Source organism: Cyanobium sp. ATX 6E8 (assembly GCF_024346335.1).
Classification (GTDB): domain Bacteria; phylum Cyanobacteriota; class Cyanobacteriia; order PCC-6307; family Cyanobiaceae; genus Cyanobium_A.
The window spans coordinates 83,123-103,508 of record NZ_JAGQCT010000004.1 but is presented as its reverse complement, the minus strand read 5'-3'; the positions used below and the strand labels follow the sequence as shown (position 1 = coordinate 103,508).

At 66.5% G+C, this 20,386-nt stretch carries 24 protein-coding genes; 8 read left to right on the top strand and 16 right to left on the bottom strand.

Going from position 1 to position 20,386, the window contains the following annotated elements:
* Window positions 1-4: 4 nt before the first annotated feature.
* The 3 genes from KBY70_RS05425 to KBY70_RS05415 form a co-directional block, all read right to left on the bottom strand.
* Window positions 5-1,453 carry an ABC transporter permease gene (locus tag KBY70_RS05425; RefSeq protein ID WP_261355959.1) on the bottom strand — a complete coding sequence of 483 codons (1,449 nt, stop codon included), beginning with the start codon at window positions 1,451-1,453 and terminating at the stop codon, window positions 5-7.
* A 117-nt stretch (window positions 1,454-1,570) separates the two neighbouring features.
* A complete protein-coding gene (locus KBY70_RS05420) occupies window positions 1,571-2,617 on the bottom strand; it encodes an extracellular solute-binding protein (protein ID WP_254987697.1) in 1,047 nt (348 codons plus the stop codon).
* A gap of 125 nt (window positions 2,618-2,742) precedes the next feature.
* A complete protein-coding gene (locus tag KBY70_RS05415; RefSeq protein WP_315859692.1) occupies window positions 2,743-4,293 on the bottom strand; it encodes an iron uptake porin in 1,551 nt (516 codons plus the stop codon).
* A 250-nt stretch (window positions 4,294-4,543) separates the two neighbouring features.
* Between KBY70_RS05415 and KBY70_RS14470 the strand changes: the two genes are divergently transcribed.
* Window positions 4,544-5,074, top strand: coding sequence for a helix-turn-helix domain-containing protein (locus KBY70_RS14470; protein ID WP_254987695.1), 531 nt, complete (start codon window positions 4,544-4,546; stop codon window positions 5,072-5,074).
* On the opposite strand, the gene KBY70_RS05405 is transcribed toward KBY70_RS14470, so the two are convergent.
* The 5 genes from KBY70_RS05405 to KBY70_RS05385 all read right to left on the bottom strand — a co-directional run bounded on the left by KBY70_RS05405 (window position 5,071) and on the right by KBY70_RS05385 (window position 9,600).
* A complete protein-coding gene (locus KBY70_RS05405; protein WP_254987694.1) occupies window positions 5,071-5,214 on the bottom strand; it encodes a hypothetical protein in 144 nt (47 codons plus the stop codon). The genes KBY70_RS14470 and KBY70_RS05405 overlap by 4 nt on opposite strands.
* A gap of 81 nt (window positions 5,215-5,295) precedes the next feature.
* A complete protein-coding gene (locus KBY70_RS05400; protein ID WP_254987693.1) occupies window positions 5,296-5,892 on the bottom strand; it encodes a HupE/UreJ family protein in 597 nt (198 codons plus the stop codon).
* Window positions 5,893-5,926: 34 nt separating this feature from the next.
* Window positions 5,927-7,030, bottom strand: a complete 1,104-nt coding sequence (locus KBY70_RS05395; protein ID WP_254987692.1) for a CobW family GTP-binding protein — start codon at window positions 7,028-7,030, stop codon at window positions 5,927-5,929.
* A 56-nt stretch (window positions 7,031-7,086) separates the two neighbouring features.
* Entirely contained in the window at window positions 7,087-8,562 is a 1,476-nt protein-coding gene (locus KBY70_RS05390) for an iron uptake porin (RefSeq protein ID WP_254987691.1), read from the bottom strand.
* 102 nt (window positions 8,563-8,664) lie between these two features.
* The gene (locus tag KBY70_RS05385; protein ID WP_254987690.1) at window positions 8,665-9,600 is read right to left on the bottom strand and encodes a metal ABC transporter substrate-binding protein; all 936 of its coding nucleotides are present in this window, start codon (window positions 9,598-9,600) and stop codon (window positions 8,665-8,667) included.
* Window positions 9,601-9,796: 196 nt separating this feature from the next.
* Between KBY70_RS05385 and KBY70_RS05380 the strand changes: the two genes are divergently transcribed.
* Complete coding sequence (locus tag KBY70_RS05380; RefSeq protein ID WP_254987689.1) at window positions 9,797-10,492, top strand: metal ABC transporter ATP-binding protein; 696 nt, start codon at window positions 9,797-9,799, stop codon at window positions 10,490-10,492.
* A gap of 32 nt (window positions 10,493-10,524) precedes the next feature.
* Here the strand turns inward: KBY70_RS05380 and KBY70_RS05375 are convergent, their stop codons facing one another.
* Window positions 10,525-10,926: a Fur family transcriptional regulator gene (locus KBY70_RS05375; RefSeq protein ID WP_254987688.1), complete on the bottom strand. Its 402-nt coding sequence runs from the start codon at window positions 10,924-10,926 to the stop codon at window positions 10,525-10,527.
* Between the two features lie 34 nt (window positions 10,927-10,960).
* Between KBY70_RS05375 and KBY70_RS05370 the strand changes: the two genes are divergently transcribed.
* Complete coding sequence (locus tag KBY70_RS05370; RefSeq protein WP_094561314.1) at window positions 10,961-11,773, top strand: metal ABC transporter permease; 813 nt, start codon at window positions 10,961-10,963, stop codon at window positions 11,771-11,773.
* On the opposite strand, the gene KBY70_RS05365 is transcribed toward KBY70_RS05370, so the two are convergent.
* From KBY70_RS05365 to KBY70_RS05350, 4 genes are all read right to left on the bottom strand, one after another.
* The gene (locus KBY70_RS05365) at window positions 11,759-13,090 is read right to left on the bottom strand and encodes a hypothetical protein (protein ID WP_254987687.1); all 1,332 of its coding nucleotides are present in this window, start codon (window positions 13,088-13,090) and stop codon (window positions 11,759-11,761) included. The genes KBY70_RS05370 and KBY70_RS05365 overlap by 15 nt on opposite strands.
* Window positions 13,091-13,103: 13 nt before the next feature.
* Complete coding sequence (locus KBY70_RS05360; RefSeq protein WP_094561312.1) at window positions 13,104-13,784, bottom strand: TIGR03943 family putative permease subunit; 681 nt, start codon at window positions 13,782-13,784, stop codon at window positions 13,104-13,106.
* Entirely contained in the window at window positions 13,784-14,740 is a 957-nt protein-coding gene (locus tag KBY70_RS05355) for a permease (protein WP_094561311.1), read from the bottom strand. The genes KBY70_RS05360 and KBY70_RS05355 overlap by 1 nt, the downstream gene beginning before the upstream one ends.
* Before the next feature lie 64 nt (window positions 14,741-14,804).
* On the bottom strand, window positions 14,805-15,278 hold the full coding sequence (locus KBY70_RS05350) for a 6-carboxytetrahydropterin synthase (RefSeq protein ID WP_254987686.1): 474 nt from the start codon (window positions 15,276-15,278) through the stop codon (window positions 14,805-14,807).
* Between the two features lie 38 nt (window positions 15,279-15,316).
* On the opposite strand from KBY70_RS05350, the gene hisIE reads away from it, so the two are divergent.
* Window positions 15,317-16,024 (top strand): bifunctional phosphoribosyl-AMP cyclohydrolase/phosphoribosyl-ATP diphosphatase HisIE, encoded by a 708-nt coding sequence (gene hisIE / locus KBY70_RS05345; RefSeq protein ID WP_094561309.1) that lies wholly within the window; start codon window positions 15,317-15,319, stop codon window positions 16,022-16,024.
* A gap of 8 nt (window positions 16,025-16,032) precedes the next feature.
* On the opposite strand, the gene KBY70_RS05340 is transcribed toward hisIE, so the two are convergent.
* From KBY70_RS05340 to KBY70_RS05330, 3 genes are all read right to left on the bottom strand, one after another.
* Window positions 16,033-16,791 carry a phycobilisome rod-core linker polypeptide gene (locus KBY70_RS05340; RefSeq protein ID WP_254987685.1) on the bottom strand — a complete coding sequence of 253 codons (759 nt, stop codon included), beginning with the start codon at window positions 16,789-16,791 and terminating at the stop codon, window positions 16,033-16,035.
* 126 nt (window positions 16,792-16,917) lie between these two features.
* Window positions 16,918-17,673 (bottom strand): peptidase, encoded by a 756-nt coding sequence (locus KBY70_RS05335; protein ID WP_233128696.1) that lies wholly within the window; start codon window positions 17,671-17,673, stop codon window positions 16,918-16,920.
* Window positions 17,673-18,164 carry a DUF2214 family protein gene (locus KBY70_RS05330; protein WP_094561307.1) on the bottom strand — a complete coding sequence of 164 codons (492 nt, stop codon included), beginning with the start codon at window positions 18,162-18,164 and terminating at the stop codon, window positions 17,673-17,675. Before KBY70_RS05330 ends, KBY70_RS05335 begins: the two co-directional genes overlap by 1 nt.
* Before the next feature lie 229 nt (window positions 18,165-18,393).
* Between KBY70_RS05330 and KBY70_RS05325 the strand changes: the two genes are divergently transcribed.
* The 4 genes from KBY70_RS05325 to KBY70_RS05310 are packed head-to-tail and all read left to right on the top strand — an operon-like array spanning window position 18,394 to window position 20,377.
* Window positions 18,394-19,317, top strand: coding sequence for a sigma-70 family RNA polymerase sigma factor (locus KBY70_RS05325; RefSeq protein WP_254987684.1), 924 nt, complete (start codon window positions 18,394-18,396; stop codon window positions 19,315-19,317).
* 45 nt (window positions 19,318-19,362) lie between these two features.
* Window positions 19,363-19,743 (top strand): YkvA family protein, encoded by a 381-nt coding sequence (locus tag KBY70_RS05320; protein ID WP_233128694.1) that lies wholly within the window; start codon window positions 19,363-19,365, stop codon window positions 19,741-19,743.
* 5 nt (window positions 19,744-19,748) lie between these two features.
* On the top strand, window positions 19,749-20,075 hold the full coding sequence (locus KBY70_RS05315) for a hypothetical protein (RefSeq protein WP_094561304.1): 327 nt from the start codon (window positions 19,749-19,751) through the stop codon (window positions 20,073-20,075).
* Window positions 20,076-20,116: 41 nt separating this feature from the next.
* A complete protein-coding gene (locus KBY70_RS05310; protein ID WP_254987683.1) occupies window positions 20,117-20,377 on the top strand; it encodes a hypothetical protein in 261 nt (86 codons plus the stop codon).
* Window positions 20,378-20,386 lie beyond the last annotated feature (9 nt).

The following is a 20,386-nucleotide window of genomic DNA, read 5'->3' as shown; positions in this document are numbered from 1 at the left end:
GCGATTAGTCGTGTTGTTCGAGGGTTGGTATCAGTGCAAAAGCCGCAATCAGACCAAAAATCATAATTAAAAGTGCCGGCGCCATGGCTGCTCCCACTCGCTCATCACTGGCGTATTGGAACACCCGCACCGCCAGGGTGTCGAAATCGAACGGGCGCAAGGCCAGAGTGATCGGTAGCTCTTTCACCACGTCCACAAACACCAGCAGCGAGCCCACCAGTAGGGGCCCCCTGAGCAGCGGCAGGTGAATGCGGCGCAGCACCCCCAGCCAATCGCAACCCAGGCTGGTGGCCGTTTCGTCGATGCTCGGAGGGATGCGCTCCAGAGCCGCATCAAGCCCTTGTTTGGACACGGCGATGAAGCGATCGCCATAGCCCCAAAGCAAGAGCAGCACTGGGCTGAACCCCAGGGGGCCCCCCAGGATGATCAGACCAAGCGCCAGCACGCTGCCGGGAATGGCATAGCCCAGCCCGGCCAGGAAACTCAGCTGTCGCACCAAGGGTTGGGGGCTCCAGCGCCGGGAGATGGCCAGTAGCAGAGCCGCCAGGCCGGTGACAGCGGTGGCCAGCAGGGCCAGTCCCAGGCTGCGGCTGGCCAGTTGGCCTAGTTCGGCGATGGATTCGGCTTCCAGACCCTGCCAGCCCTCTTGGATCCAGAGCACTGGAATCGCCACGGCTCCCAGTGGTGGGAGGGCACAGAGGAGTTGGGCGAGCGCTGAGCGCCAGCCCGTCAAGGGCCAGACGTGCCCGCCTCCTCGGCTGCCCTCCAGATTCCAGCGGCGGCTGCGTTGGCGGAGCAGGCGCTCGGTGGCGATCAGCACGGCCACAATCCCCAGCGCCACCAGCGACAGCAGGGCTGCTCCCTGGGGATCCCCATCCACCTGCCAGCGGTCCAGGATTCCAGCCGAGAGGCTGGGCACCCCCAGCAGGCGTACGGCGCCCAACTCATTGACCACCTCCATGGCGCTGAGGGCAACGCCGGCTCCGATCGACGGCAAGGCGATCGGCAGGGCCACCCGAAAGAAGCTGCTCCAAGGGCCCACGCCAAGGCTGCGGCTGGCCTCCAGCAGTCGCCGGCCACTCACCGAGAAACTTTCGGTGCTCAGCAGAAACACATAGCTGTAATTGGCCAGGGTGAGCAAGACAATCGCCCAGCCCAGGCCGTGAATGCGCATCCCTCGATGGCTTGCCCAGTCGATCAGGCTGGCGGCGAGCAGGTAGGCCGGAAACGCCATCGGCACCAGCTGCGCAATGCGCAGCCAGCGGCGGCCCGGGAAGCGGCACACCGCCGTGAGCCAGCCGATCGCCGTGCCCAAAACCGCGCCTAGGAGGCCCTCCCCGCCAACCAACAACAGGGTGCCCCGCACCTGATTGGCCCCATCGAATCCGAGCTGCAGAGGCGCGTCGCCGCCACCGATCAGGGCATCCTTCAGCAGGGTCAGCAGGGGCAGCAAGGCGAGCCCGCACGCCACCAGGACGCCCACAAGAAGCCCGGTCCGGCTGCTGGAGCCGACCGGGCCATGGGATGTGGCGTCTTGGGTCGTGGAGGGCGTCAACGCTTTGCGCGCTCGTTACTCCCAGCCAGCCTCGGTCATCAGTTGCACCGCCTCGCGGTTGCGCTGACCCAGCTGCTCCATGGACACCGCAGAGGCCTTGAAGGTGCCGAAGGCCTTGAGGGTGGGATTGTTGCCCCAGCCTTTCAGGGGGTACTCGTTGTTGGCGGCGGCATAGCCCTCCCCGGAGGTGGGAGAAGCCAGGAATTCCAGCAGGCGTCGGGCTGCTTCCGGGTTGCGGGAGCTGCGGGTCACCCCTCCTGCGGTCACGTTGACGTGGGTGGGGTTGGGCCACACCACGCGCACCTTTTTGGCGGTGGCGCGGTCGGCTGTGTTGTCGCCGCTGAGCAGGCGGGCCAGGTAGTACTGGTTGGCGATGGAGGCGCCGCACTGCCCCTGGCCGACGGCCCGCACCATGGTGGTGTCGGAGGTGAAGAAGGGTTCTTTCATGTTGGCAACCACGCCTCGGACCCATTGCCGTGTTGCCGTTGCCCCGCGACGCACCAGTTCATCGGCCACAAGCGACTGGCTGTAGACGCTGGCCCGGTTGCGAAGACAGAGCTTGCCCTTGAACTCGGGCTTGGCGAGATCGGCGTAGGTGCGGATCGACTTGGCGTTCACCATTGCTGTGTTGACCATCACCGGGCGGGCGCGGCGGGTGAGGGCATACCAGCGCCCCCCGGGATCCCGCAGGTTGGCCGGAACGTCCTTGTTGAGCTCAGGTGAGGAGATCGAGCGGAACAGGTTGTCCTGCTGGGCTCGATAGAGACGGGCCGCATCCACCAGCACGAGCAGGTCGGCCTTGCTCTTGTTGCCTTCGCTCTTGAGGCGCTGAATCAGTTCGTCATCTTTTCCTTCCAGCAAGTTCACCTTGATGCCGGTGCGGCGGGTGAATTCGGCGTAAAGCTGTTTGTCGGTGTTGTAGTGGCGGCCCGAGTAGACATTCACGTCCTGGGGCCGGTTCTGGGCCATGCTGGCCACACCGATGGCGCTAGCCAGGGTGGTGGCTGCCAGCGCTGTGGTGGCCAGGGCTGTGGTGGGGATGGCCGTGAGCTTGAAACGCATAACAACGAATGCCAGGTGGGGTGAATCGGGACGTTCTGGAATCCTGTCGGATGTCGTCGGTTGGTCCCGTAATGAATGCAAGGGGCCGGCGTAGCAATTGCTACGCCGGCTGCGTCATGCCGCGATCAGAAGCGGAACTGGGTTTGGATCACGCCGCCCCAGAGGTCCTGGCTGCCTACCTGGTTGGAGCTGTTGGTGATGTAGAAGAGCCCAGGCGTGATCGAGATGTTGTCGGTCACCTGGAACTTGTAGAACAGCTCCAGCGACAGAGGATCATCGACGCCGGCACCAGCGCTGGGGTTCTGACCGATGGCGATGCCGGCGGCGTTGCCCTTGGCGAAGGCGTCATCCCACTGCAGGCCCACATACCAGGAGTCGGAATTGGCGGCCGAACCGGTGCCACTGATGTCGGTGAAGCCGTAGCCGGCGCTGATCGAGGGGATGATGCCCGTGTCAAGCGGCTGCCAGTAGCCCGCTACCGAGACGTTGTTGGAGGTTTGACCCGAGCTCAGGCTGCTGTAGGCCGAGCCGTTGGCGTTGATGGTGCGGGTGCCGAAGGTGCCGTTGCGATAGGCCACGGCTGCACCCCAGTTGCTGCCCTTGTAGCCGATCTGAGCAGTCGTGTTCAGGCTGCCGTCGCTGTCGAAGATCCCTTCATTGGAGATTTCGCCGTCCTGGGCGATGAAGTTCAGCGAGGCATTCCAGAAACCCTTGCCCTTGGCTACGTTCTGCTTCCAGACGGCACCAAAACCCTGACCCGTGGCCTTGTTGTAGACCCCCGGGCTGCCGGCCGTGGTGAAGAAGTCGAGCAGTTGGGAGCGGTAAGCCGTGGGGATGAAGGCCAGGATCTCTGTGTTGCGCACCAGGGCGCCGGCGGTGAGGGTGAACTCCTTGCCCACCGGAAACTGGTAGAAGAGCCGGTCGATCGTGACCGTGTCGAGACCGCCAACGCCGCCGGCGCCGGCATTGGTGCTGGAGGCCTTATCCAGCTTGAACAGGCTGTCGCCGGCGTTGAAGGGGCTGGCTGCGCTGAAGTTGGCTGAGCGCAGCCGGGTTTTCAGCAGATCTTTGCCGGTGAAGCTGGTGTCGAGATTGAGGCGGATGTCGTAGTTGAAGGTGGTGCGATCTTGGTTACCTGTGGTTCTCCCGTCGTAGTCGGGCACACCTCCCAGGATGAAGTTCACCTCACCTTTAAGCTTGGTGGTGGTGGAAAACTGCGTGGCTTCCAGCTCGCCAACTTTGGCCTCCAGGCCATCAACGCGGCCCTTGAGCACGGCGAGTTCTTTCTTGAACTCGTCCATCAGGCGTTGGAGCTCGTCGGTCACCTCAGTGACGCGGTCGAGGCAGGCGTTGAGCAGGGCCGCCGCTTCATAGCGGGTCATGGCCTGGCCACCTTTGTAGGTGCCGTTGGGATAGCCGGCCACGCAGCCGTACTTCTCCACCAGGTTGCTCAGGGCCTGATAGGCCCAGTCGGTGGGACGGATGTCGGAAAACTGGTTGACGCTGGTGACTTGGTTTTTGGATCGCCAGGCCTTGAGCTCGTCGATTTCTTGCTGCTCCATGTAGTCGTTGATGGCCTCGCGGCCATTCAGCGACGCCAGTTCACCCGCGGCTGCGGTTTCAGGGGCGATGACGGCAGGCAGCACCAAGCCAAGGGCGGCAGGTGCCAGCAGCATGCGCTGGAACGGATTCATGAACTCCTCACAACAGAAGTAGGTGGATTCCCAATGAATGGGAATCAACTGCGCCTACTTCTATTGGATGAAATGAGCTTGAGCGCCCCGTCCTGATTCAAGTCGGGGTATCAAAAGTCACGTGAGCTGGTGTGGAGTGCCGTTGTTGGCGAGCATTGCCTTTTTAGCCCTTCGCGTACTTGCATCATGGGCTTGCGCTGCAGGAACGCAGACGCCCTGCCATGGATGTGTTGTGCAGATCAACGTCGGTCAATCGGTGCTGTTGTCCACAGACACGTCGGGCAGCTGGCTGCAACTTTCCATCACCAGTGGTTTTGGCCGGTTGTCCGATTCAGAACTCACATTGGCCTTTGTTGGCCCTGGCGATGTGCAGTTGATTCGGATCCCCGCCGGTTGCGCAGGCTGTCTGGAGGCGCTGACGGATCTCTCAGTGGTCTGGAGTGATCCGCCAGATGGTCTCGTGTTCGGCGACGATTTGATCAGCGATTGGATGCTGCGGCTGTTACGGCTACGCAGTCAACCCCAGGCGGATCGGCGTCTACAGGTTCTATTTCAGGCGCTGATCTGGCACCACGGGTGCAGGATTGGCCAAGGGTATTGGCTGCCGTTTTGCCTATCCCATGGGCGATTGGCCGAGCTGATCGGTTCCACGCGCCCAACGGCAACGCGAGCCTTGCAGCAACTGCGTCAATCTGGGCAACTCCGGGATCACCCCGATCAGCCTGGCTGGTTGTTCCAGCCAAAATTTCTGACGCTGGATTAGCGGCTGCGCCGGACCCGCACGGGCACCAGCACTGGCTGCATCAATCCGCCACCGCCGTTGTCGTCATCGGAGTCGGTGGTGAGCCAGAAGGCCAGGCCGAACAGGGCAAGAACGCCCGTGAAGAGAATGAGTTCGGCCATGGCGTTCTGATTGGCTCGGCTAACCGTAGCCAGGCTGGCAAGGGGGTGGTGTAGCGATGGTGTCTGGTTTCGTGGCGGTTTTTACACCAGCGGAGCCAGGGCGAGCAGACCACCGCCAACGGTGAGGGCTGCGGCCAGGCCCAGGCCCCAGGCGGGCTTGCTCTGGCGCAGCACGGCAACGGTGGCGCCCACAACGGCGGTGGAGGCCAGGGCTGCACCGATCCACCAGCCGAGTAGCTCGGAGGCACTGCCACTGGCTTCCTGGCCGTGCAGCATGGCGTGGACGGCAACAGCGACCGCCAATACCACGGTCAGGAGCCCCTGGCCGCCCAACGGGTGGCTGCGCTGGCGTGCCAGCAGGGCGAGCCCGATCCCCGACACCGTGAGGGCGGCCAGCACTTCGGCAGCGGGCAGGCTGCCGCCGAAGGCGCCGAACAGGGATCCGACCACCGCTGCAGCCAGGGCGACCAGCAGCAGGGAGGGGCCCGCCAGGGCGGCGGCACCGCCCACGCCCACCAGTAGCAACAGGTGGTCGACGCCCAGCAGGGGGTGGCTGGCTCCGGCGACCAGACCGCCGGAGGCGAGGCCATGGGCCCCCGCGGGCAGGGCGGAAAGCAGGCTCAGGGCCAGGCCGGCAGCGGCGGCGGGCGCCAGTTGGCGGAGGGAGGGGGTGGTCATGGAGATGGCGGAGGCCTCAGGTTCAGTATCCCGCTCAGGCGAAGCCCTTGCCGGAATCTTTGGCAACGCACACCTGGAGCTGGCGGCGCAGCGCATCGTGGTCGAGGTTTTTGCCGATCAGCACGATCTGGTTCTTGCGGGTGGCGTCGGGCCAGTCGGAGTCGTCGATCGAGAAGCGCTTGCCGGCCAAGTGGAACACATGCCGCCGCTCGCTCTCGTTGAACCAGAGGATGCCCTTGGCCCGAAACACTTCCGCCGGCAATTGGTTGTCGAGGAAGTTCTGGAATTTGCGCAGGGCAAAGGGGCCTTCCGCCGCAAACGACAGGGACGTAAAGCCCTCGATCGCGGCGTGGTCGGGATGGTCGGCGTGGCTGTGATCGTGATCGTGGTTGTGCGCGTGGGAGTGGCCGTGATCGTGTTCATGCTTGTGCCCGTGTTCATGCTCGCAGTGGCCGTGCTCGTGGTCGCAATCGCTGTGGTCTTGCTGGGCAACGATTTTGTCGCTCTCGAACAGGCCCACACTCAGCAGCAGCGGCAGGGGCACCTCACCGTTCACCGACCGCAGGATGCGGGCGTCGGTTTTGATGCTGCGCAGCTGCTCTTCCAGGGCGTTCAGCCGCTCTTCGGCCACCAGGTCGCACTTGTTGAGCAGCAGCATGTCGCTGTACACGATCTGGGCCCGGGCCACCTCGCCCTGCAGCAGCTCGTCGCTGAAGTTCTCCGCATCCACCAGGGTGATGATCGAATCGAGCCGGGTGGCATCGCGCAGGTCGCTGCCTAGGAAGGTCATGGCCACCGGCAGCGGGTCAGCCAGGCCGGTGGTCTCCACCACCAGGTATTCGACCGGCTCGTGACGATCCAGGATCCGATACACCGCTTCGAGCAACTCGCCGTTGATCGAGCAGCAGATGCAGCCGTTGCTCAGCTCCACCATGTCGTCGCCAGTGGCGACGATCAGGTCGTTGTCGATGCCGATTTCCCCGAACTCATTCACCAGCACCGCCGTTTTCAGGCCCTGCTGGTTGCTGAGGATGTGGTTCAGCAAGGTGGTTTTCCCAGCCCCCAGAAAGCCGGTGAGGATCGTTACCGGCAAGCCCGTGGGACTGGCCGTGGGGGCGGGGCTGGCGCTGGCGGTCATCGAATCGGGAGCTGCCGAGAGAATTGGACCTTAGGAAGGGCAGGATCGCCCCTGGCTCAGAACTGGAAGCTGGTTTTGATCAAGGCACCGACCTGATTACCGCCCCCCTGATTTCCGCCCGGGTTGTTGAGGTAGAAGATCGCCGGGGTCACTGAGATGGCATCGGTCACCTGCCACTGGTACCACCATTCCCAGGCCCAGACGCCCTTCTCCGTGTCGGCCCCGTTGCGGGTGGCTGTGGCAAAGGCCGGCTGGCCCACACCCATGCCAAAGCTGTTGCCTTCCGCCAGCACATCGCTCCATTGCAGGCCCACCATCCACGACTGGCTGGTGCGCAGATTCGTGCCTGAGCTGCGGTTGAGGCCGTAGCCGGCGCTGATCGACGGGATCCAGCCACCCTCGGCCGGCTGCCAGAAGCCGCTGATGCCGAAGGCATTGGTGCTGGCCCCGAACCCTTCAATCTCGGCGGTGATAAAGGGTGTGGCGCCGGGCACACCCACGCCGCCATTGAGATAGGAGTAAATCGCCGCAAGGCCCCAGTTCTCCTGGCCATAGCCCAGCTGCACGGTGCTGGTGCCGGCTGAGGTGCTGCTGAACAGGCCCTGGCTGGAATCGGCTGCGTTGGCGGCGACGTAATTAACGCTCACGCTCAAGCCGTTGTCTTGCCACCAGAGACCCAAGCCGGGGCCGAGGTTTTTGTTATAAGCCAGGGGTGCACCGTTGAGGGTGAGGGCGTTGAGGATCGTGTCGCTGGGGTAGGCGCTGGGCCAGAGGGCGAGCATGTCTTCCTGGCCCACCCGGCCGCCGAAGGTGGCGGTGAACTGGCTGCCGATTGGGAACTGGTAGAAGAGCTTGTCGATGCCCAGCACATCGGGTCCACCCTCCTCTTGGAAGGCGATCTCCAGGGTGGAGAGCCCGCCACCGAAGGCATTGCGTTCTCCATCGAAGTTGCCGGCCCGCAGCACCGTGCGCAGCAGATCCTTGCCGGTGAAGCTGGTGTCGAGGTTGAGCTGCACGTCGTAGTTGAACGTGACCTGCTCACCGGCGGGGTTGTTGCTCACCCCACCCACCACAAAGGTGGCCAGGCCCGAAAGCTTGGTGGTGGTGGAAAATTGGGTGGCCTCGAGTTCGCCCGCTTTGGCTTCCAGGTCATCGATGCGGCCCTTGAGCACGGCCAGTTCCTTCTCGAACTCGGCCATCAGGCGCTTGAGATCGTCGGTGACGTCCGTGATGCGATCGAGGCAGGCGTTGAGCAGGGCGGCGGCCTCGAAGCGGGTCATGGAACGGCCTCCGCGGAACGTGCCATCGGGGTAGCCGGCTACGCAGCCATAGCGCTCGATCAAGTTGCTGAGGGCCTGGTACGCCCAGTCGGTGGGGCGCAGATCGGAGAACTGGCCAATGCTGGTGACCTGCTCCTGGCTGTGCGCGTAATGGTTGACGCGCTCAAGGTTGAGCTCGGTTGCTGCAGCCGCGACGGGTGTCAGCAGGCCCAGGACTGCCGTTGCAGTCAGACCTTGTCGGATCGATGCCATTTGCTTGGTCACCCAGGTTTGCGGACAGACGCCTAGCAGAGTTACCCGAGGATGATAACGATTCTCATTCCTGACTGGTTCCGGCCTGACTCCGGCCTTGCTTCAGCGAATCGCCTGCCAGCTTTCGATCAGAGCCTCTTGGCTGGCTCGGTCGCAGCGACCTCCGAGGCCATTCACGATCAGGCAGGTGTTGGCGCTGAGGGTGGCCACCAGGCTGGTGGCGGAGCCATCGCCTGCCAGAGCCAGGCCGTCGGCCACCAAGGGCTCGGCCGATAGGGGAACGCCGCTGAAAGCGCTGATGCGTTGCAGCGCTTTGCTGGGCGGCAGTTGTTCGCTGAACAGCATCGGAACCTGCTCCTGTTTGAGCTGCTTCACCACGGCCTGGAAGGCCTGGGGCCGGAGGTTGTCGCTGCTGCTCATCGAGTCGACCAGGGGCAGCTCCTGGAGCCCGTAGGCCCGCGCCAGGCTGGCGAAGGCGCGGTGCCCGCTGGCCAGGGGCCGGGGGGCGGGGATTGTGTCCAGCTGCTGGCGGTTCCAGCGGTCGAGCTGGCCGAGCACGGCCGTCATCGCCCGTCCCCGGGCGGCGATGCGGGGGCGGGCCGCAGGTTTGAGCTGCTCGAGCTGCTGGGCCACCAGCTGCACCATGGCGCTGGCCTGGCTGGGGTCGTGCCACACATGGGGATCCCGATCGCCGTGATCGTGCCCTCCTTCCTCATGGTGGTCGCCGTGGCTGTCCTGCAGCGCTTTGAGCTCGGGGCTCCCCGGGACGGCCCGCTCGGCCACCGCCACCGCCTTGCTCTGGCCGGCTAAGGAGGGGGTGAGGCCATACCCATTGATCAGCACCAGCTGGGCCTGGCTGAGTTCGCGGCTCTGCTGTGGTGTCAGTCGGAACTGGTGGGGGTCGTCACCCGGTTGCAGCAGGCAGCTCACCCGCAGGTCGTCTGCGGCCAGGCGCTGGGTGATGTCACAGAGCACGCCATCGCCGGCAATCACTTCGGCAGGCGGAGGGGCTCCGCAGCCGGCAAGGGCGAGGGCCATGACAGCTCCAGCCCCAGCCGCTGTTGCCCCCGCCAAAGCAGGGCGTGCAGGGCGTGGATGCACGGGCGCTTCTTGAGGCTTGGTCGGCATGAACTGGCAGCGCTGAACCGCCGCAACAGCAAACCTGAACGATAATGGTTCTCAGTGCGGCCGGGTCGGGGCGTCTCGTTAGCGTTGGAGGACCTGTGGCGATTCGGTGTCCCTAGAGGTGAGCCAGCTGCAGGTGCGCCGCGGCGGCGAGCTGGCCCTCGATGAGGTGAGCTTTGCCCTCGAGCGCGGCACCCTCACGGCCCTGGTGGGCCCCAATGGAGCTGGTAAGAGCACCCTGCTGCAGGCCCTGGAGGGACAGTTGCCGATCGCGGCCGGCACCATTCGGCTGGACGGAGCGGCCCTGACGCCAGCCCTGGTGCGTCAGCAGTTGGCCCTGATGCCCCAGCGTGGCGAAATCGCCTGGCATTTCCCGATCACCGTGCGCGAGCTGGTGGCCCTGGGGCGGATGGCGGCCCAGCGGCCCGGCTGTTGCGATGTGGAGGCGGCCCTGCAGCGGGTGGGCCTGGCGGGCTTGGCGGGCCGGCGCCTGGATCAGCTATCGGGCGGCCAGCAGCAGCGGGCCCTGCTGGCCCGCACCCTGGTGCAGCCAGCCCGGGTGTTGTTGCTCGATGAGCCCTGCGCCGCCATCGATCCCCCCTCCCGCACGGAGCTGCTGAAGGTGATGGGGCAGCTGCGCGATGCCGGCCTCACCCTGCTGGTCAGCAGCCACGACTGGGGCCTCGACCTTGACGCTTACGACCGGGTGCTGGTGCTCGATCGCGGCCTGCTCGCCGACGGCACCCCCCAGCAGGTGCGCCATGCCCTGGGCGATCTGCGGGTGGGCAACCACTGCTGCGGCTGAGCCACCCAGCTGCGGTTAGGCCAGTGCTGCGGCTAGGCGCTCTGGCGTTCCTGGCAGGCGCGGCAGAGGCCGAAGAATTCCAGGGTGTGGAAGAGCAGCCGGAAGCCGGCGGCCTGCTCGCCCTTCAGCGCCACATTGTGCATCGGGCACTGCTCCAGCACCACGGAGGTGCCGCAGTCGACGCAGGTGAGGTGGTGCTCATCGCGCTCGGTGGGCGCGAACAGGGCCTCGCCGCTGGGCAGGTGGCGACAGCGAATCAGGCCCCGCTGCTGCAACTGGCGCAGGTGCCGGTACACCGTGGCCAGGCCCATGGGTTGGGGACCCTGGCGCAGCAGGGCGTGGAGGTCCTGGCCGGAGATCTCCCCGCTGGCCTGGCGCAACGCGGCCAACAGCAGCTGTTGGCGGTCGCTTGGGGCGGCAACCTGGGTGGACATGGCCGGACAGGCTGCGGCGGAGTGTGGTGATCCTATGGAGACTCTCTGGTGGCTGCTGCCTCTGTTGCTGGCCCTGGTGATCGGCGCTCTCTGTCCCCTGGCCGGCACCCTGCTGTTGGTGCAGCGGCGGCTGTTTCTGGCCAACCTCGTGTCCCACGCGGTGCTGCCGGGCCTGGCCCTGGCGGTGGCCCTGCGGCTCGATCCGGGCCTGGGCGGGGTGATCAGCGGCGTGACCGGTGCCCTGTTGGCGGAGCGCCTCAGCCGCCGGGATCGCCCGGGCCAGGCGGGCGATGAGGCGGTGCTCAACACGGTGTTGGCTGGCTTTCTGGGGCTGGGGGTGCTGTTGATTCCCCTGTTGCACATCCGGGTGGATCTGGAGGCGGTGCTGTTCGGCGATCTGCTGGCGGCCGGGCCGATCGATCTGCTGCGCAGCCTGCTGGCCCTGGCCGCGGTGCTCCTGTTGCTGGCCTGGCGCTACCACCACTACGTGTATCTCGGGGTCGATCCTCTCGGTGCCGCCAGCGCTGGCCTGCCGGTGCAGCGGCTGCGGCTGCTGCTCACCCTGGTGACCGCCTTCACGGTGGTGAGTGCCATGACGGCGGTGGGGGTGGTGCTGGTGATTGCCCTGATGGGCGCCCCGGCCTTGGTGGCCCTCGCTGGGGCCACCAGCCTGCGCCAGGCCCTGGGGCGCTCGGCCCTGGTGGGGTTGGTCCTCAGTGGCGCAGGATTTCTGTTGGCGATCCAGCCGGCGATCAACCTGCCGCCGGGCCCCCTGATCGGCGTGCTCTGCATGGGGCTGTTGCCGATCGCAGCCCTGCAGGCCCAGTGGCTTTCAGCCCGCGGCTAGCCACAGGGCCAGTCGAACCGGCTTAGCCTGCGGGCGCAGTTCCAGCGTGGTCGCCTCGATCAGCACGGGCTGGGCCGCCTCAGTGGCCCGGGCCCTGGAGCGCAGGGTGAGCAGCAGCTGTTGACTGCTGGGATCAAACAGCAACGGGGCACCGGGCTCCACCTCCCAGCCCGTCAGCGGGCGTTGCTGCAGCAGCTGGCCGCGGCGATCCAGGGCCAATAGCTGGGGGTGCGATCCCCGGGCCCAGTCGCTGACCACCAGCCACACCCGCTCGCCGCCCCGGTCGCAGGCACTGGCCAGCACGGCTTCCCCGCCGATCCAGAGTTGCCGCGGCGGCTGGCCGGGTTCCACCAGCTCCAAGGAGCGCCGGTAGTCGGGCCAGTGGCGCACCAGCAGGGCGCGGCCGCTCACGGGGCAGAAGCTGCTGAGTTCCCGGCTCCCCGGCAGCACCTGGCGCCGGCTGGGCTGCCCCGGCAGGTTGTGGAGGGTCAGGCCCTCCAGTTCGGGCACCACCAGCCCTCCCCCCTCCGGCAGCAGCTGCATGGGCCCGGTGGCGCTTTGGGGGATGGCAACCTCTCCCCCCTGCACGCGGCGCAGCACAGTGCTGCCTGGATCCAATGCTGCGGTGGCCGACTGCACCAGCAGATCGCCCCGCTGGTTGCTGCTCAGGTGGGCAAACAGCAGGGGGGCGCTGCTGAGCGGCTGGAGTTGGCCGGGCCGGGGTTCGGAGAGCGTCTGGGGTGCCCGCACCAGATTGCGTTGCTGCAGCGGCAGCAGCCACAGCTGATGGGAGCCCTGGTCGTTGCCGCTGAGCAGGGCCACCCCGGAGCCGTTGCCGAGCGGCATCACCTGGGCCAGCTGGGGCCACACCGGCGTCAGCGGCTGCCAGCTTCCATCGCGCCGTTGCAGCTGCAACTGCTCGCCGCCGGGCACCGGCACCACCGCCAGCAGCCGCGGCCGGGGGTCCCAGCGCCAGCGCTGGCGTGGCAGGGGCAGGTTGCGGCGGTCGACGCCGGCCAGCAGGAGCGTTAGGGGCCCGGGGATCGTTTGACCCGGCCGCAGCAGCAGGCGCAGGGGGTTGCCCTCCCCCAGCCAGCGCCAGGCCAGCGGTGGTTTGAGGGCACTGTCGCGCTCGAGGCTGGCGCGCAGCATCGGCCGGCTGAAGCGCAGATCCAGGGCCGCCGGCCCCGAACTGGCGCTGGAGGCTTGGAGCTCCAGCAGCCGGGGTGGGCGCCGCAGCAGCAGTTGTTGCTGCAGGGCTGCCAGGCCGAGCCCGCCCGCCAACAGCAGCAGCACCCGTTTCGTGGCCTGGTTCATGGCTCTCCCCTGCTCACGGTTCGAGGGGCCGGCGGGGCCGGGGGATCGGCCTGATCTGCTCGGCCACCACCACGCTGCGGGTTTGGCCGTTGTGCTCCTCCATCGCCATGGTTCCCTGCACCGCCAGCCATTGATCGGCCCTGGGCTTCTGGCCCGCCGGCCAGCGCATGGGCAGCCCCACCGGCGTGGCATCGGCCAGGCAGCAGCGCACGAGCAGCCGGGCCAGCTGGGGTTGGTCGTTGTCCTGGGGCCACACAAATCCGCTGATGCGCACCGGATCCCCCGCGTAGAGGCTGGGATCGGGCTGGCTGCGCAGCAGCCGCACCCAATCGGTGAGGGTGCGCTGGGCCGGCGGCAGCACGAAGCTCAGCTCCGCCTCCTCGCCCAGCTCGGCCGGGCGGTTGGCGGCCAGATCGCTGAAGGAGGGGTTGGGTGGGATCGCCAGCACCAGCAGGGCGACGGCGATGCTCAGCCCCAAGGCCAGCTGGGTGGCCCGCGGCGTGGACAGCCGCCGACCCGGACCCATGGCCAGGTCGCGGTCGGCCTTCAGCACCAACCCGGCGAACACCAGCAGGGCTACGCCGCTCAGGCCCACCAGCGGGTGGAAGACGCCGTTGAGCAGCAGATCCAGCCGCCCGCTGAGGGTGCTCCCCAGCAGCACCGCTCCCCACAGGGCCAGGGCGAGGGCGCGCATCACAGCAGCACCAGGTTGACCCACTGGCCCAGCACCAGCACGGCCACGGTGGCGGCCGCGGCGGTGATGGCGATGGCCCTGGGCTGGAGCAGCACCCGGAACAGGCCCAGCAGCTTCAGATCCACCACGGGCCCCAGCACCAGAAAGGCCAGCAGGGCCCCGGGGGTGATCTGGGCGGCAAAGCCCAGGGCCAGGAAGGCATCCACGCTGGAGCACACCGACACCACCACCGCCAGCAGCATCAGGCTCAGCACCGACAGGGTCGGGGCTCCCCCCACCGCCAGCAACCAGCTGCGGGGCAGCAGGGTCTGCACCGTGGCGGCGATGACGCAGCCCAGCACCAGCAGCGCCGCCAGATCCAGAAACTCGCGGCTGCCTTGCTGCAGCACCTCCTGCAGCGGCGGGCGGGTCGGCTTGGCCGGCAGCGGCGGGGGGCTCACGGCTCCCACTAAGCCAGTGCGGCGCTCCAGCAGTCCCACCTCCGCCAGCGGTTGGCTCAGCCGCCGCTCCTCCAGCAGCACCGGATCGAGCAGGGCCGTTTCGGGCAGCAGCCGCAGCACGCTCGCCAGCAGCAGGGCCAGGAGCAGGGCACCGGCGGGCCGGGCTGCCAGCAGCCAGGGTTGGTTGGGGAAAGCGGCCCAGGTGCTGGCCAGCACGATCGGGTTCAGCACCGGAGCGGCGAATAGAAAGCCCAGGGCCGTGCCCAGGGGGGCACCGCCGGCGAGCAGCCGCCGCGCCACCGGCACGTTGCCGCACTCACAGGCCGGCAGGGCAAAACCCAGGGCGGCGCCAGTGAGCGGACCCAGCAGGGGATCGCGCGGCAGCTTGCGCAGCCAGGCGCCACCGGGGGCGAGCCAGCGGGCCAGGCTGGCGATGCCCACCCCGATCAGCAGAAACGGCAGGGCCTCAATCAGCAGCCCCTGAAAAATGGCCCAGGCGGTGGCCAGTCGCTCCAAGGTTGGCTTGGGGAAGGCCCGCTGACCCTGGCATAGATGCGGCGGATCTGCCTTGCCGGCCGGCTCAGCCGCCTGGAGTGGCCCCGAACCACTCAGGCACCGCCGTGTAGCAGGCGGCGTTTTTCTCGTTTTCGCGGGCCTCCACCTTCCAGCAGCAGGTGCGTCCCCCATCCCGGGCCTGCAGCAAGGCGTTGGCCCAGCTCCACACCAGCTGGGCACTGGCTTCCATGCCCACGTTGTCCATCACCCGCAGGTCGAGGGCGCCCTGGTCGTGCAGGGCCTGCCACTGCTCCAGCAGTGGGTCGTCGGCATTCACCAGAAAGGTGTGGTCGAATTGCTCGGCCAGCTGGGCCTGCAGGGAGCTGAGGCTGGAGAAATCCACCACGAAGCCGTGGGCATCGAGGGCGGTGGCCTCAAACCAGCAGGTGAAGCTGCGGCTGTAGCCATGCACGAAGCGGCAGTGGCCCGGGTGGCGCCACTGGCGGTGGCAGCAGGGATACCCACTGAAGGTCTTCGAGCAGGTGAAGGCGGCGGTCATCCCCTGGGACAGCGAGTGGTGCGGGAGAATCGGGATCGATGGATTGGCAGCCCGTGAAGGCATCATTTCAGGCCCCGGATCCCGGATCCACAGCCGCACTGCTCGCGAGCCTGCAGTTCAACGAGGCCGGCCTGATCCCCGCCGTGGCCCAGGACTGGCTCGATGGTGCCGTGCTGATGGTGGCCTGGATGAACCGCGAGGCGATCGAGCGCACCCTGGCCAGCGGTGAGGTGCACTACTGGAGCCGCTCGCGGCAGGAGCTGTGGCACAAGGGCGCCACCAGCGGCCACTTTCAAAGCCTCAAAGGTCTGCGCTACGACTGCGACGCCGATGTGCTGCTGCTCACCATTGAGCAGCGCGGCGATGTGGCCTGCCACACCGGTGCCCGCAGCTGCTTCTACGACGACGGCCCCGCGCCCACAGCCGGAGGCCCAGCGGCTGCGCCGCCGCCGGCCGATGTGTGCACCGAGCTGATGCGTGTGATCGAGGGGCGCCGCGACCATCCCGAGCCCGGCAGCTACACCAACAAGCTCCTGGAGGGGGGCGACAACCGCATCCTTAAAAAGATCGGCGAGGAGAGCGCCGAATTCGTGATGGCCTGCAAGGACGCCAACGCCGCCGAGATCGCCGGTGAAGCGGCCGACATCGTCTTCCACCTGCAGGTGGCCCTGGCCCACCACGGCGTCAGTTGGCGCCAGGTGCAGCAGGTGTTGGCAGCCCGCCGCGGCGCCCCCCGGCGGGGCTGAGGACCGCCTTAGCCTGTGCTGAGCATGGCCGCAGCAATCCAGATCACCAGGCCGGTGAGCACGAAGCCTCCGGTAGCCACGGTGTATTGCCAGATAGCTTGAACCTTTGGTGTGGGCTGGCCTTCCAGCCAGGCTGGGCGGGCCCAGCCGCCGCCGTCTGTCCAGGGGTTTAATCCTCCGGTGGGTGCGCGCCTGGCCATCGCCTCACGCCAGTAGAAGTCGTAGCGGGGGGCTTGCTGGTTGAAGGGCATGGTGCCTACGGCCTGGCCGGGAAGTACCCGCGAGCGCTGAAAAGGCACCAGGCTGTCGCCGAAGTTGTCGCGGTATTCGTCGGAATTCAGTAAGGCGTCAACAAACTTGGGCAGCCCCTGCTCGGCGATCACGATCGACCAGGCGATCTCTTCGGCTTTTCCATGCACCTGGCGGCCGAGCACCCGGCCCACCACCTGCTCCACCACCCGGTAGTTGCTGTTGCACCGGTAGAAATCTCGCTGGAATTTCTCCGAGAGCAGCAGTTGGCGGATGAAGTCGCGGGTGCTGATCTGGCCGGAACGCAACTGGGATTCCAGCACCTCATCCCGATCCACCTTGAAGGCATGGAAAAAGATCTGGCGGTAGGCCTGCTCGATCAGTGCGTCGGTGGCGGCCCGATCTCGCTGCAAGCAAGTGGTGTCGCTCTGGCGCGGGGTCTCCTCACCGGGGGCCAGAAAGCTGCTCACCCGGGCGTTGTTGGTGAGCGGTTTGGTGGCTAAAACTGGCAAGGGCATCGGACAGGGATTGCTGTGAGCGCGAAACGTATGTGAGTCCGTGGCGCGCTTTCGCCCAATCGAGCCGAATCACAAACAACGTTACGCCGCGCAATAGAACGCAACCTGAGAGGTGATCCCCAGCGTTTAGCGCGAGGCATCAGGGGGCAGCGCTGTTCCTGGTGAGCTGCCCTTGAGCCCGGGTTGGGCCTGCAGCCAGCGCAAGGTCGCCCGGTCGCGGGGGCTGAGCTCCAGCACCGGCTGGCTGCCGGGGATGGCGGCGAGGGCATCGCCGGGCTGATCGCTGTGGCCCCAGAGCCCGAAGGCGTGGCCGAGCTCGTGCAGGGCCGTGGCTTGCATGGCCTGCACGCCCTGGCCGGGGCTGAGTTGCACGGTCACCTGGGGTTCGAGCTGCCATAGGCCGGCGAGTTGTCCCGGCGCGCCCCGTTGCACCTCTACCAGCGTCAAGGTGGCGCGGCCGTGACTGGCCCGCTGGTTCTGCACGCGCGGTCTGCGCCGGAGGAGCTGCACCTGGGCGCGGGCGGGGTCGGCCACCACCGTGATCGGCAGGATCTGCTGCCAGCTGGCTAGGGCCCCATCCACCGCCTGGCGCCAGCGGTTATCCCACAGGGCTGCCGGGCCCTCGCTGGCGCCGGGCTCGATCCAGACGCACCAATGGTTCAAGCGCGGCCAGCCCAGGGGTGTGGGCTTGATGAGGTGGCGGTAGTCGGCGGGGCTGGGGGGCGGCACAGCGGGTGGCATCGGCCGCGACTCAGTGAGGTCCACGGCACGTTGCGCCTGCAGCGGTGGGCAGGGATCGGGCAGCGCAGGGGCCGACCAGGCAGCGCGGACCAGGCCGCAGAGCAGCCCGGCCAGGAGTGGAAGGGCACGACGGCCCCCCATCAGGCGGCCGGGAGCCCCACACCGCGGGCCATCAGGGTGGCCAGTAGGGGCACGAGGGCAAAGCCCACCAGTTCGATGTTGAGGATCCAGCCCAGGCGATTCGCCAGGGCTTCGCTCACCTGGGGTAGTTCGCCCTTGCGCAGGGGAATGGCCCAGAGGATGTAGGTGATCGTGGGGTAGAGCGACAGCCCGCCCACGCTCAGATAGAGACCCACCTTCCACCAGAACAGCGGGTTTTGGGTATAGAACTCAGAACCCTGGCCGTAGTACAGGACCCGCAGGATGCCGCTACCCAGCAAGGCCAGGGCCGCCAGTCCGTACACCACATCGGTGATCACCATCAAGGTGGCGTCGGCTTTGCTGGGGCTGGGCTTGATCAGCCGCCGCTCCAACACCAGGGCGCCGAAGCAGAGCATGAAGCTCAGGTAGTGCACGTAGGCCACGCCCGCCCGGGAGAGCACATCAGGGGGGATCGCGGCAAAGCCGAACATGGGGTAGAGGCAATGGCCTGCAACCGTAACTGCCGGCTCTGCTCCCCTGCTGTGGCCCATGGGGCGTGATCGATGCAGCAGTCTTTGCTGGCATGGAGAAATCCGCAGCCTTTGTGAAAACCGCACAAGGCATGAAATTGGGAAGGAAGGTTGAAAGTTGGAAGCTTTTCTGCTGGTCGGTTTCTGGTTGCACATTGCCCTTAGGTTCAATTCACTGCATGCGTGAACCATGGCGAGCTCTTTGAGCGCCTTTCTCGGTGAGATCGGCCGGCATCAGTTGCTGACCCCGGAGCAGGAACTCACCTTGGGCCGAAAGGTGCAGGCGATGGCGGAGTTGCAGGAGCGCTGCCGCGACGCCGGAGGATCCGGCCCCGCCTGCGATTTCGACGAGTTGGAGCGCCGCACTCTCAAAACGGGCGAACGGGCTAAAAATCAGATGATCACGGCCAATCTGCGGCTGGTGGTCAACCTGGCCAAGCGCTATCAAAACAAGGGCCTGGATCTGTTGGATCTGATTCAGGAAGGCACCTTGGGCCTCACCCGAGCCGTGGAGAAATACGACCCCACCCGCGGCCACCGATTCAGCACCTACGCCTATTGGTGGATTCGTCAGGGGCTCAACCGTGCCCTATCCACCCAGAGCCGCACCATTCGCATTCCCGTGAATGTGAATGAAAAACTGACCAAATTGCGGGCGGCCAAAGCCCGCTATCTCCAGGCCAATGGCACGGCTCCCCGGCCGTCTCAACTGGCCCAGATCCTGCAGTTGCCCTTGGCCGAGGTAGAGGATCTGCTGGGCTGCGAGCTGCGCAGCATCACCGTCAGTCTGCAGGGGGTGGTGAAGTCGAAGTCGGACCCCTCCAAATTGGTGGACGTGTTGCCCAGCCCGGAGCTGCCGCCGATGGAGCGAGCCGAGCTTGCAGAGCGCACGGCCACGGTGTGGACCCTGCTGGATCGCGCCAACCTCACCCCCAAGGAGCGCACCGTGGTGATGCTGCGCTTTGGCCTCGATGGCAGCCATGAATGGCGCACCCTGGCTGAGGTGGCCCGCCAGCTGGAGTGCAGCCGCGAATATTGCCGTCAAGTGGTGCAGCGGGCGCTGCGCAAGTTGCGGACAACCGGCATCGACAGCGGTTTGGTGGAGGTTGTTTAGCCCCCGTTGGAGCGTTGAATGGAAGGGTTGGCTGCTGTGCTGCCCGTGACGGATTCCGTGAATGCCGCTTCCGTGGATCCCGCTTCTGTGGATGCTCAGGTGCTGGAAAGCACCGTGGTGGATGAGGCGGTGTTGCTCAAATTGCTGCGACGAGCCGGTCGCACCCTGGCCCGTCCAGCCCTGGAATGTCTGGAGCTGCTGCTCGATCCCCAAACGCCGGCCTCGGCCAAGCTCACGGTGTTGGCGGCCCTCACCTATCTGTTGGTGCCCCTCGATCTGATTCCCGACTTCATCCCCGCTGTGGGCTTCAGTGATGATCTGGTGGCGCTTACGGCCCTGCTTGGCCTCTGCACCCGCCACCGCACCGATGCCATTCGGTTGCGGGCCCAGCGCAGACTGGACCGTTGGTTCCCCCTGGATCGCTGACGGCGATGTCCACCCTCACCAGCAACGAGCTCGAGGATCTGCAGACCTTCCTCAAGGATTGGCTGCGGCACACGGGGCGCACCCAGGCGGATCTGCGGCGCGCCCTGCAGGCGGGCTCGATCCGGATGCCGGTGTTGCTGGAGGTGCTGCAGCGCACCTACAGCCGCGATGGGCTGCCGGGGCTGGCCGACCAGCTGTGCCGGGTGGAAGAGCTGTGGCAGAGCGAGGACGACGCCGGTGGGTCGGATGACGCTGGGCTGCCCGGGCTTGAGGCTTCCCTGGGCCAGTTGGATCTGCTGTTGCAGGAAATCCGTCAAGACCAACAACCTTGAGGTTTCCAGGTCAAAGTGGGGTGATGTCCTTTTTCCCCGCGATGCCGCGCACCACCGCTTTCTGGTCGTCCCTGGCGGCCTGCGGTTCGATCAGCCTGGCCTGCGGCCTTGGAGTGTCCCCTGCCTGGGCCCAGGCCGAGAGTTTCTTGGTAGGACCTGGCAGTTCCGTGGGGCCTTCCACCAAGGTGAAGCCCAAAAACTGCGTCACCGGTCCGGATGGATCGATCACCTGTGACACCCAACTGGAAAACTCACCCAGCGACACCCAGGCGCGTCCTATTTACGAGCAGTTCAAGAACTAGGTGCCTTCG